Consider the following 12112-nt stretch of genomic DNA (forward strand, 5'->3'; position numbering starts at 1 on the left):
CCGCAGCCGCAATAGTGACGGCTTCAGTGCCGATAAAACTGAACATGATGGTAATGAATGCGCCGACGACGGCCGACAAACCATTAGGCGCAAAGCCTCCATGCTCATCCATCAGTCGGCTCAAACCGCTGGCCTCCCGTTCGGGAATCCAGCCCATCAACACCGCGCCCCCCAGGCCGATAAAACCTATGATCGCCACCACCTTGGCCATCGCGAACCAGAACTCGAATTCGCCGTACTTGGACACACTGAACAAGTTGGTAACCACCAACAAAAAGATCGACAACAAGGCAAACAGCCAAGCGTCGATCTGCGGGAACCACTGGTTGAGAATATGCCCGGCGGCCAATGCTTCGATGGGAATCACAAGCACCCAGAACCACCAGTAAAGCCAGCCGATGGTGAACCCGGCCCAGCGGCCGATGGCTTGATCGGCATAGGTTGAGAAGGAGCCTGTGTCGGGGTTGGCGACCGCCATCTCTCCCAACATTCGCATTACCAGCACCACCAGCAGGCCGGAAAACAGGTAGGCCAGCATCACCGCCGGGCCCGCCGCCGCAATGGCATGCCCAGACCCGACAAACAACCCCGCGCCGATAATCCCTGCAATGGAGAGCATGGTGACGTGACGCGGCTTGAAACCCTGCGCCAGCTGGCCGCTTGCATCCTTCGAACTTGGGCTGTTGATCATTTTTATTGTTCTCTGTGATCGGCTTTAAGACGTTCTGACTATAGGGTCAGGCGATCATCATTCTCCAATGACGAGTCACGATACGCGGCCTTCCAACCGCAAAAATAGCCTCATAACGGCACACTAGTGCCTGATATCGACATGCAGTGCGCTTCATAAGGCACGACACGTGTCACATTGAGTTGATCCAGCACCTCAGCAGGCGTGAGCGGATCACGCCGTGCAATCCCAAACTGACGGGCCAGCATTTATGCGTGAGTGAGGTACCAGCGCCAGTCCTGTTCTCCGACTTCAGCATTGAATTCACGGAACTCGCGCCACTTGATCGCCAGGAACACCTTCAGGAACTCAGCGCCCAGCGCCTCACGTGCCCAGGTTGAACGTTGCAGTGCCTGCAAGGCTGTCAGCCAGTCGGTGGGTAGAAAATCGGTCGCCTGTTCATAGCCATTCCCCACAATCGCCGCGCCGGGATCGCTTTCATGCGTGATGCCGTAGTGAATGCCCGCCAGTAACGCGGCAGCGGCGAGATAGGGGTTGGCATCGGCACCGCAAATGCGGTGTTCGATATGCCGACTGATTGCAGGGCCGCCGGGCACGCGGAACGAAACGGTACGGTTGTTGACGCCCCAACTTTTAGCCAGCGGCGCGTAACTACCGGTTTGAAAGCGTCGATATGAATTGGCGTGGGGGCAAAATATCGCCAGAGCGTCAAACAAGGTCTCCATCATCCCGCCGATGGAGTGCCGCAACAATGGCGTGCCCTGTGGTTCTTCGCTCGCATACAGGTTATTGCCGTGCTCGTCGGCAAGGCTGACGTGCAGGTGCATACCGCTGCCGGCCTGATCGCTGAATGGCTTGGCCATGAAGCACGCTTGCAGCCCATGTTTGTTGGCCACACCCTTGACCAGGCGTTTGTAACGTACGCCTTCATCAATGGCCTGGAGTGCGTCGAACCGATGCTCCAGCGTCAACTCGACCTGGCCTGGCGCGTACTCGGATATCGCCGTACGTACCGGCAAGCCCTGCAGCGCGCACGCCGCGTAGAGGTCATCCAGAAACGGTTGCAGCTGCTCCAGCTCGTAAACGCCATAAACCTGTGGTGCAACAGGGCGTACGCCATTGGCCTGCAACGCCGGCTGCGGCCGACCGTTGACGTCGCGTTGTCGGTCCAGCAGGTAAAACTCCAACTCAACCGCCATGACCGGATGCAATCCATCGGCTTTCAGCCGCTCGATAGTGTTCACCAGTACGTGACGCGGGTCCGCCGGTGCGGCGGGAATACCTTGGGTCGGGTGCATGCTCACCTGCACTTGACCGGTGGGGTTGGTGCGCCAGGGTTGCAAGGTCAGGCTTCCCGCCAAGGGGTATGTCCAACAATCGGCGTCGGCAACCTCCCAGACCAAGCCTGTGTCTTCTACGTCTTCACCCTGCACGGTCAAGGCGAGAATGGAACTGGGCAATGGCCGGCCATTTTCGTAGATCGCCAGCAGTTCGTCGCGATGCAACAGTTTGCCCCGTGGAACGCCATTCGCGTCGATAAGGAACAACTCGATGCTCAGCACTTCAGGGTGGGCCGCCAGATAATCCAGGGCCTCTTTTTTATCCGCAAATTGCATGTCAAACCTCTTAGCGCTCATTCAAGCGACTGGCAGTATGTAAGAACAATGGCGTTTTCAGACGTGCCGTTATCAAGCGATAACCCGCGCGCCAGGCAGGGCAAGCAGCGTGGTCAGCGCGTTATCCAACTCAGCGATCAGCCGGTCGATATCCGCATCACCTGTTTGCGGACAGCACAGGGTCATGTTGTGAAAAGGCGTGATCAGGATTCCGCGATTGATCAAATAGAGATGCAACGCCATTTGAAGGCTGTCGTGAAAAGCCGCCTCAGCTTGCGCGCCTGTTCTTGGCGGTGTGGCACAGAATTGAAATTCACAACGCGCGCCCAACTCTGTTACCGACCAGTTCAGTTGGTGCCGCTTGAACAACGCTCGAAATCCCTGGGCCAGCCTTGAGGCCAGCGCCAGCATGTGCTCGTATGCAGACTCGGTCATGACCTCTTCGAGACTGACGCGCATGCAACGCATCGCCAGTGCGTTGGCGGACAGCGTCGTTCCCATGCCACTGTGGCCATGCCCACCGCTCTCCTCGCTGATAGTCTTCTGGACGTCGCGCATGGCCGAGGCGATTGGCTCGCTAACGCCAAATACCGCGCAAGGCACGCCACCTGCAATGGGTTTACCCACCACAAAAAAGTCGGGTTTCAAATCCCACTGGCGCGTGCATCCACCGAGGCCGGTGGAAATAGTGTGGGTCTCATCAATGACCAACAGGCTGCCATATTTAAGGGTCAGCTCTCGACACGTTTGCATGAACCCCGGATCCGGCAGGACCATGCCAATGTTCGTCATCGCCGGCTCGCACATCAGCGCGCACACATCACCCTGAGCTAACGCCGCCTCCAGTGCGGCGACATCGTTGAAGGGGATGGATCGACTGTATTGGCTCAAGTCGTAGGCTTGGCCCACAAGACCTGAACGGTGCACTGTCTTGCCGTCGCGGTAGCGCACCATCACGTCATCCACGGTGCCGTGGTAGCAGCCATCGAACACCAGCAAGACCTTGCGCTGGGTGATAGCGCGGGCCCAGCGCAGCACATAACGGTTGGCGTCAGTCGCATTGGCGGTCACTTGCCAGTAAGGCAGCTCGAATCGCTCAGCCAGCAACTCACCGCAGACCACCGCGTCTTCGCCCGGCAGCATCGTGGTCAAGCCATTGTTCGCCTGTTCGGCTATGGCGCGGGCAACAGGATCAGGTGAATGGCCAAACATCGTGCCGGTGTCGCCGAGGCAAAAATCGATGTATTCATGACCGTCGACATCGGTGAAGCGCGCCCCTTTGGCACGCTGAACGAAGAGCGGCGAAGGCATCGACCAGTCGCTCATCCAGTGCATGGGCACACCGTTGAACAGATTCGCCTTGGCGCGCTCGGCAAGCGCCAGTGAAGTGGGGTTGTTTTGTATAAACCGGGCACGCTCGGAGGCGGTAAAAGCAGCAATCGCTGATTCACTGATTCCACTTTTCGACATGATCAATACCCCATGTTAATTATCAAATTAATTAAAAGTCCGTTGCTGACTGACAGCCGGATACGGCTCAAAGAACTCATAGGTTCTTTGATACATCACGCTTTTATAAATCTCGGTTATCGCCCCCGCCCACCCTCGTGGATTGAGCGCGCTGGCGCGTATTCAAACTTAATAATCGCCGTGAGGGGCTTTGTTCTCGACCAGACAGTTCCCGCCATCCACCACAAGGACGTCCCCTGTGATGTAACTGGCGTCAGGCGATGCCAGAAATGCAACCGCCGCCGCCACTTCGCGGGGGCTGCCTGCGCGCCCAATCGGGGTGAAACGCCCCGCCTCGGCTTCAACGGGGGTGGTTGAACCCGTGGTGATCCAGCCGGGGGCCACGCTGTTGACGGTAATCCCCTGCCTGGCGACTTCAAGCGCAAGCCCCATGTTCATGCCCACCATCGCTGCCTTGGCGGCGCTATAAGCGGCTTCCCCCGGATTGCTCCCGCGGGTGCCCGTGGTGGAACTGATATTGACAATGCGCCCGTAGCTTCTCGCCTTCATACCGGGCAACACGGCTCGGGTCAGCAGAAAGGCAGTGGTCAGGTTTCGGGCCAGTGAAAGGTTCCAGTCATGCAGTTCCATCGACGCCAATTCCGAGAAAATCTCAGGGCTGCCGTGCATGGACATCCCGGCATTGTTCACCAGAATATCGACCCGTCCCCAGACTGACTCTGCCCACAGGCTGAATTCACGCACCAAGTTTTCATCAGTGAGGTCTACAGGTCGGCCTTCAACTTCAAACCCTTCACGGCGCAGCTCTTTAACCCGATCCACAATGCGGTTGCTGCTGGCAGTGATGATCAACTTCGCTCCGGATGCAGCTAGCCTGCGAGCAATAGCCATGCCGATCCCGGATTCACTCCCGGCACCACTGACGAGTGCAACATACCCTCTCAATTGCGTATCCAACATGGTGTGCCCCACGTACTTCATTTGAAAGAGAGTAGAAACTAGGCGAATAAATCTGATACATAAAGACAATCATCATCAGAAAATCTGACAACCCCCATGGCGTTTACCAGTGAGTCACTTAAGATTTTCCTTTCGGTCATCGACAGCGGATCCTTTTCGGCGGCGGCGCGAAAATTAGGCCGGGTCCCCTCGGCCGTCAACATGGCGGTGTCGCAGCTTGAAGCAGAGCTGGATTTGTTGCTGTTTGACCGATCAACTCGCAAAGCCATTCCTACCGCCGCCGCCAAGGCACTTGAGCCCCAGGCACGACAGGTCGCGAGCCAGATCAACCTGCTGGATGCGCATGCCCTCCAGCTGCATCAGGGGTTGGAGGAACGCTTGGTCTTTGCGATGGCGCCGGAGTTGCAAACAGGCGTATGGAATCGTCCGCTGTCGATTATCGCCAGGGAGTTTCCCACGCTTGAAATCGAGATTCGCTCCGCGTCCCATCCGGAGGCAATGCGCATGCTCCATGAAGGGCGTGTGCAATTGGCACTTGGATTTGAACGACCAGGGCTTGACGAGCGGGAAACATTTCTTGAGGCGGGGAGCCAGTTGTTAGTCGCGGTTGCTGCTCCGGATCACCCTGCGGCCGCCGGCAAAAAAAGCCCCTTGAGTGAGGAGCAACTGGTCAACGTCAGGCAGATCATCGTCGCGACCGGAGGACCTGCAGACTCTGATCCACGTGTTGTGCTGTCGCGGCGGATTTGGCACAGCGACAATTATCTGGCCACGCTGGACCTGGTGCAGCAAGGATTAGGCTGGGCATATCTTCCAAAATCGCTGGTACACCCTCTCATCACGTCAGGCGCATTGACGGAGGTGGTGTTTGACTACATGCCGAGTCAGATGCGGCTATGGGTCGATATCATCTGGGTAAAAAACCGGCCCCTGGGACTGGGCGCGCTTCGTTACCTGAGCCTGATACGCGAAATTACGCAGGGCGAGCCTCGTCGTATTTGATGAGTCAAAGTGCACATTGAGGCTTGCGGCGGCGCCAACCCGCCGTCGCGAAGATCAAACAACTCATCACCCCGTCATTATTAGCCGTCTGGCCCAGCGCTTGTGTAGCCGCTCACCAAACCGCGATATGAGAGTCCGCCCTTGGCTCAGTGCCCCCGCACAACACGCCGGTGGCCGGGTCACGCAGGATGATCTGCCCTCGCCCATAGTCGGTCAGGTCGCTGTCGGTCTGCACCTTGTGCCCACGTCGCGCCAGCGCATTGACCAGGTCGCGGGACGCGCCGTGTTCGATGCCGACCTTCATGTCGCCCAGCCATTGCCAGCGCGGTGCGTCGAGGGCCGCCTGGGGGTTGAGGCCGAAGTCCACCAGGTTCATCACCATCTGCACATGGCCCTGGGGCTGCATGTAGCCGCCCATCACGCCGAACGGGCCAAGGGCCTGGCCGTCCTTGCTGAGAAAACCCGGGATGATGGTGTGGAAGGTTTTCTTGCCCGGTGCCAGGCAATTGGCATGGGACTCATCGAGGCTGAATTCCTGCCCGCGGTTCTGCAAGGCGATGCCGCTGTCGGGCAGCACCACGCCGGAGCCGAAGCCGTGGTAGTTGCTCTGGATGAACGAAACCATATTGCCTTCGGCGTCGGCGGTCGCCAGGTACACCGTGCCGCTGGCATGGGGGGTGCCGGGTTTGGGCGGCTGCGCCTGCTCGCCGATCTCGCCACGGCGACGGGTGCTGTAGTCGTCACTCAGCAGGTCGGCCACCGCCACGCGCATGTGCGCAGGGTCGGTGATGTAATGCAGGCCGTCGCTGTAGGCCAGCTTCATGGCTTCCAGCTGGCGATGCCAGGTTTGCTGGCTGTCGCGGTGATCGAAGTTGAAGCCTTCGAGGATCTTCAGCGCCATCAGTGCAACCAGGCCCTGGCCGCTCGGCGGGATTTCCCAAACATCCACGCCCCGGTAATTGATGTGGATCGGCTCCACCCACTGCGCGCGATAATCCTTGAGGTCGCTGGCGCGCAGGTATCCACCGCTGGCGCGCGAATGCGCATCCAGGCGCTCGGCCAGAGCGCCGCGATACAGGCTTTCGCAGCCGGTGGCGGCGAGTTCTTCCAGGGTACGGGCCTGGGCCGGGTTGCGGAAAATCTCGCCGGCCCGGGGCGCGCGCCCATCGATGAGGAAGGTGTCGAACCAGGCTTGCAGCACGTCATCGCGGTGCGGGCTGAATTCGTTCAAGGATATCTGCCATTGATGGGCGACCACCGGCGACAACGGGAAACCGTCGCGCGCCAGGCTGATGGCCGGCTGCAGCAAATCAGCAAACGGCAACTTACCGAAGCGTTTGGACAACTCGGCCCACGCCGACGGGCAACCGGGCACCGTCACCGAGGTCCAGCCGTACAGCGGCATCTGTTGATGCCCTGCCGCCTTGACCGCCTCGATACTCAAGGCGGCCGGCGCATGGCCGTTGCCGTTGAGGCCATGCAACTGCCCCTTGCACCACACCAGCGCAAAGGCATCGCCACCCAGGCCACAACCGGTAGGTTCTACAACGGTCAGCGCAGCGGCGGTGGCGATGGCGGCATCAATGGCATTGCCGCCCTTTTGCATGATTTCGATGCCGGCCTGGGCCGCCAGCGGCTGGGACGCCGCGACCATGCCGCGACGGGCAAATACGCTCTGGCGTTGCGACGGGTAGGGGTATTCGTGAGCGGAGAATTTCAACATGGCAAAGGCTCTTCAAAAAAAGGTCATAACACGCGGCTGAGAAACGCCCGGGTACGCGGATGGCTGGGACGGCTGAAAATCTGCTCCGGCGGCCCTTGTTCGATCAGCTCGCCCTGGTCGAGCACCACCACGCGGTCGGCCACTTCACGGGCAAAGCCCATTTCGTGGGTGACCACCACCATGGTCATGCCCTCCTCGGCCAGTTCCTTCATCACCTGCAGCACTTCGCCGACGGTTTCCGGGTCGAGGGCGCTGGTGGGTTCGTCGAACAGCATCGCCTGGGGTTTCATCGCCAGCGCACGGGCAATCGCCACCCGTTGCTGCTGGCCACCGGAGAGCATCGACGGATAGTGGCTGGCCTTGTCCGCCAGGCCGACCCGCGCCAGCAAGCCCCGAGCCTGTTCCAGCGCCTGGGCACGCGGCACGCCGAGCACCTGGATCGGCGCTTCGATAATGTTTTCCAATGCGGTCATGTGCGGGAACAGGTTGAAGCGCTGGAACACCATGCCGATGTCGCGGCGCTGGCGGGCGATGTTGCGCTCCGAATCGCGCACCAGGCTGCCATCGGCGCGTTCGCGATAGCCCATGGCACGGCCGTTGACGCGAATGCGCCCGCCCTGGATGTCTTCCAGCAGGTTGATGCAGCGGATAAAGGTGGTCTTGCCCGAGCCGGAGGCGCCGATCAGCACCACTACTTCGCCGCGCCGCACTTGCAGGGAGATGCCCTTGAGGATCTGCAACTCGCCGAACGACTTCTGGATATCCTGTGCGTCAATGATCAGCTCTTCACTTTGGTGCGCCATGGTTAACGTCCCCTCAGCAGTTTCAGGGTGCTGCGACCGAACATGCGGCTGGCGGCCGGAGGTGGCGCCGAAGGTCGATCGGACTGGCCGAAACGGTTTTCGAGCCAGCGTTGAAAAAAGCCCCACAGCGTGGTCAGGGTCAGGAAGTAAATCGCGACGACCAGGTACAACTCGAATACGCGAAACGTCGCCGAGGTCACCATCTGCGTGCTGAGCAACAACTCCTGCACGCCGATCACACTCACCAGCGTGGTGTTCTTGAGCATCACATTGAACTCATTGCCCAGCGGCGGCACGATCACCCGAAACGCCTGGGGCAGCACGATGCGCCGCATCAGCTTGCCGAACCCCATGCCCAGGGAACGCCCGGCTTCGTACTGGCCCTTGTCCACCGCGCCGATGCCGGCGCGGATGATTTCGGCCATGTACGCGCCTTCATTCAGGCCCAGGGCGATGATCGCCGCCTGGATATTGCCGGGGATGATCAGCCCGAACAGCTCGATGTCCTCGAAGCGGAAGATCCCGCCCGCTGCCAGTGCGGTGTACAAAAACACGATCTGCACCAGCAGCGGCGTGCCGCGCATCAGCCACACATAAAGGCGTACCGGCAGGTGCAAAAGCGGGTTCTTCGACAGGCGCAACAGCGCCGCCGCCAGACCCAGCGCACAGCCGAGCAGCATCGCCAGCACGCTGATCAGGCAAGTCAGCCACAGCCCGGTGAGGTAGACCCCACTGGGTTGCAACAGGTATTGCCAGAACACATCCCAATTGAAATTCATCGTGGTAGAACCTCAGTCGAGTGTGTCGCTGCTGACATGCCATTTGTTGAGCAATTGCACATAGCTGCCGTCGCTGCGCATGTCGCTGATGATCTGCTGCACGGCGGCGGTCAGTTGCGGGTCGTCCTTGCGCATGCCCAGGCCGGTGAGGATGCGGCTGAACGCAGGCACCCCTTCCTGAAACAGCTCCGGGGCCATCGCCGCGTAGTAACCGGCGGTTTCCACGGTGGTGCCATAGGCGTCAACCTGGCTGATGCGCAGCGCCTGGAACGCATCGGTGTCAGTGTTGTAGACCACCAGTTTCATCGGTGGCTTGCCGGCCTTGGCGAGGCTCTCGTTCTGGGTGTCGAGCAGGGTCTTGATGGTAGAGCCGTTGAGCACCGCCACCTTGCGCGTCGACAGGTCATCCAGGGTCTTGATGCCTTTGGGGTTGCCCTTGGGCACCACCACCGACTGGCTGGAGTACATGTAGTTGACGATGTCGATCACCTGGCGCCGCTCGGGTTTGTCGAACAGTTGGTCGACGATCATGTCGCACTGCTGGGCAAGCAGCGCCGGCACCAGGCCGGAAAACGGAATGACCCGCCATTGCACGGTTTTATTGCCCAGGCGCTTGGCGATTTCCAGGCCCAGGTCGACGGTGAGCCCACGCGGTTTCTGGGATTCGTCGAAGGACACCAGGGGCGGTGAATCCATCCCCGAGCAATAGGTGAGTTTGTCGAGGCTCTTCAGGCGTTCAGGCACCTGGACTGCGGCGCAGGCCCATTGTGTACAGAGACCCAGGGTGACAGCCACCAGCAAGGCGCGGTGTTGTTTATGCATGACCAGACACTCCACTTCGTTAAATAACGGGGCAGGAATCAACGTCTAAACATGGGCGGGTTGGGGCCCGCCTCTTTTATTTTTCCAATTGCAGAAATTGAATCAGCAGCGGCACGGTGCTTTCGATGTGTTCGCGTACCACAGCTTCGGCACCGGCGGCGTCACCGGCGCGAATCGCGTCGAGGATTACGGCGTGTTCCTGGCGCGCACCGAGGGGTTTTTCGCTGTGCTGCAGCCACAAGCGCATGGGCGCTTCCACCAGCGAATACAACGCCGAAATCTGCTTGAGCAAGCGTGGCCGGCCGCTGAGCCCGCACAGGTATTCGTGAAAGGCACGGTGGCAACGGACCCACGCGGCGCTCTCGTCGCGGTAGTCATCCATCTCGTCCAGCAGCCGCTCCAGAGCCGCCAACTGGCGCTCACCGATGCGGCTGACCGCGACGCGCACCGCCAGGCCTTCCAGTGCGCTGCGCATCTCGAACACTTCGTACAGCTCAGCGATATCCAGGCCGCTGACGATGGCACCGCGATTGGGCCGCAGCGTCACCAGGCCTTGGGCGTCCAGGCGGCGGAATGCCTCACGCACCGGCATGCGGCTCATGCCGATCTCGCTGGCGATATCCTCGGCGATCAGGCGATCGCCCTTGCGGAAACGACCACCGCAGATGGCGTCGAGGAGGAAGTTGTAGGCCTCCTCCTCGGCAGTGAGGGGCTGGCGGTCAACGTAAGCGGGGGCAAATTGCATTGGCAGCCTCTTTGTATTTTTGTATCCAATTATCCACGAATACAAAAAAGCATAACGCGTGCCAACACCTGCCGCAGAACATTAGTCATTGATTTAAATGAAGTCTTCCGTTCGGGTGGGGGAAATTGCGCAAAGCGGGTAAAGCGATTTGCTACCAAATGACGCAGCAACTTCCCATTTCTGCGCAAAAAAGTAGCGGATGTCCGGTGAAGGGCTTGGTTACGCCCGATGATCTAGACAGGGTATTTTTTGGCAGGCCTTTCTTTGCCATCAGCGCACCAAACGCCGCCCACTCAATGGATCCAGTAAAAACCCATTGATCGATAATCGCCCATAATAACCTCAAAATAACTGCCATATATATTGACTCATAGCAGCTCTGGAAATTTAATGGATCCATTAAACAAAAATAATTAACCAGCCAGAGAGTTGCCATGTACCCCAAAAACACTTGGTACGTCGCCTGCACACCCGATGAAATCGCCCAAAAACCCCTGGGTCGGCAGATCTGCGGTGAAAAAATGGTGTTTTATCGTGGCTCGCAAGGCAGCGTCGTAGCCGTCGAAGACTTCTGCCCCCATCGCGGCGCACCGCTTTCACTGGGTTATGTCGAAAATGGCAACCTGGTGTGCGGCTATCACGGCCTGGTCATGGGGGCCGACGGTAAGACCGTCGAAATGCCCGGGCAGCGGGTGCGTGGTTTTCCGTGCAACAAGACCTTTGCCGCGGTTGAACGCTATGGTTTTATCTGGGTATGGCCCGGCGATCAGGCCCTTGCCGACCCGGCGCTGATTCATCACCTGGAGTGGGCAGTGAGTGACCAGTGGGCGTACGGCGGCGGGCTGTTTGACATCCAGTGCGATTACCGCCTGATGATCGACAACCTGATGGACCTGACCCACGAAACCTACGTCCACGCTTCCAGCATCGGCCAAAAGGAAATCGATGAAGCGCCTCCCGTCACCACGGTTGAAGGCGACGAAGTCGTCACCGCCCGGCACATGGAAAACATCATGGCTCCGCCGTTCTGGCGCATGGCCCTGCGCGGCAACAACCTCGCCGACGATGTGCCGGTGGACCGCTGGCAGATCTGTCGCTTCACCCCGCCCAGCCATGTGCTGATCGAAGTCGGCGTGGCCCACGCCGGCAAGGGCGGCTACCACGCAGCGCCCGAACACAAGGCGGCAAGCATCGTGGTCGACTTCATCACCCCGCAAACCGAGACGTCGATCTGGTATTTCTGGGGCATGGCGCGCAACTTCAACCCTCACGATGAGGCGCTGACCGCCAGCATTCGCGAAGGCCAAGGGAAGATTTTCAGCGAAGACCTGGAGATGCTCGAACGTCAGCAGCAGAACCTGCTCGCCCACCCGCAACGCAACCTGCTCAAGTTGAATATCGATGCCGGCGGCGTGCAGTCGCGCAAAATCCTGGAGCGACTGATCGCCAAGGAACGCACCCTCGAACCACAACTGATCACGACCACCACCGCCTGAACGGC

Annotated in this window: 11 protein-coding genes; 2 read left to right on the plus strand and 9 right to left on the minus strand. The window is 59.6% G+C overall.

What is annotated here, in order from left to right:
* The 4 genes from FEM54_RS01270 to FEM54_RS01285 all read right to left on the minus strand — a co-directional run.
* A partial coding sequence (locus FEM54_RS01270) for an amino acid permease (RefSeq protein ID WP_171045782.1) occupies nt 1–691 on the minus strand: 691 nt, incomplete at its 3' end.
* A gap of 248 nt (nt 692–939) precedes the next feature.
* Nucleotides 940–2307, minus strand: coding sequence for a glutamine synthetase family protein (locus tag FEM54_RS01275; RefSeq protein ID WP_138449144.1), 1368 nt, complete (start codon nt 2305–2307; stop codon nt 940–942).
* A 72-nt stretch (nt 2308–2379) separates the two neighbouring features.
* Nucleotides 2380–3777 carry an aspartate aminotransferase family protein gene (locus FEM54_RS01280; protein ID WP_138449145.1) on the minus strand — a complete coding sequence of 466 codons (1398 nt, stop codon included), beginning with the start codon at nt 3775–3777 and terminating at the stop codon, nt 2380–2382.
* Nucleotides 3778–3945: 168 nt separating this feature from the next.
* On the minus strand, nt 3946–4737 hold the full coding sequence (locus FEM54_RS01285) for an SDR family NAD(P)-dependent oxidoreductase (RefSeq protein ID WP_171045783.1): 792 nt from the start codon (nt 4735–4737) through the stop codon (nt 3946–3948).
* Between the two features lie 96 nt (nt 4738–4833).
* Here FEM54_RS01285 and FEM54_RS01290 point away from each other — a divergent pair, with 96 nt between their 5' ends.
* Nucleotides 4834–5739, plus strand: a complete 906-nt coding sequence (locus FEM54_RS01290) for a LysR family transcriptional regulator (protein ID WP_017136660.1) — start codon at nt 4834–4836, stop codon at nt 5737–5739.
* 112 nt (nt 5740–5851) lie between these two features.
* On the opposite strand, the gene FEM54_RS01295 is transcribed toward FEM54_RS01290, so the two are convergent.
* From FEM54_RS01295 to FEM54_RS01315, 5 genes are all read right to left on the minus strand, one after another.
* Nucleotides 5852–7462 (minus strand): gamma-glutamyltransferase family protein, encoded by a 1611-nt coding sequence (locus FEM54_RS01295; RefSeq protein ID WP_099547715.1) that lies wholly within the window; start codon nt 7460–7462, stop codon nt 5852–5854.
* 23 nt (nt 7463–7485) lie between these two features.
* The gene (locus FEM54_RS01300) at nt 7486–8265 is read right to left on the minus strand and encodes an amino acid ABC transporter ATP-binding protein (RefSeq protein ID WP_065888097.1); all 780 of its coding nucleotides are present in this window, start codon (nt 8263–8265) and stop codon (nt 7486–7488) included.
* 2 nt (nt 8266–8267) lie between these two features.
* On the minus strand, nt 8268–9044 hold the full coding sequence (locus tag FEM54_RS01305; RefSeq protein WP_003236553.1) for an amino acid ABC transporter permease: 777 nt from the start codon (nt 9042–9044) through the stop codon (nt 8268–8270).
* A gap of 12 nt (nt 9045–9056) precedes the next feature.
* Nucleotides 9057–9866, minus strand: coding sequence for an ABC transporter substrate-binding protein (locus FEM54_RS01310; protein ID WP_017136334.1), 810 nt, complete (start codon nt 9864–9866; stop codon nt 9057–9059).
* 76 nt (nt 9867–9942) lie between these two features.
* On the minus strand, nt 9943–10611 hold the full coding sequence (locus FEM54_RS01315) for a GntR family transcriptional regulator (protein ID WP_138449148.1): 669 nt from the start codon (nt 10609–10611) through the stop codon (nt 9943–9945).
* 434 nt (nt 10612–11045) lie between these two features.
* On the opposite strand from FEM54_RS01315, the gene FEM54_RS01320 reads away from it, so the two are divergent.
* Entirely contained in the window at nt 11046–12107 is a 1062-nt protein-coding gene (locus tag FEM54_RS01320) for an aromatic ring-hydroxylating oxygenase subunit alpha (protein ID WP_099547712.1), read from the plus strand.
* Nucleotides 12108–12112: the final 5 nt, after the last annotated feature.

It is taken from the genome of Pseudomonas edaphica (assembly GCF_005863185.1).
Classification (GTDB): Bacteria; Pseudomonadota; Gammaproteobacteria; order Pseudomonadales; family Pseudomonadaceae; genus Aquipseudomonas; species Aquipseudomonas edaphica.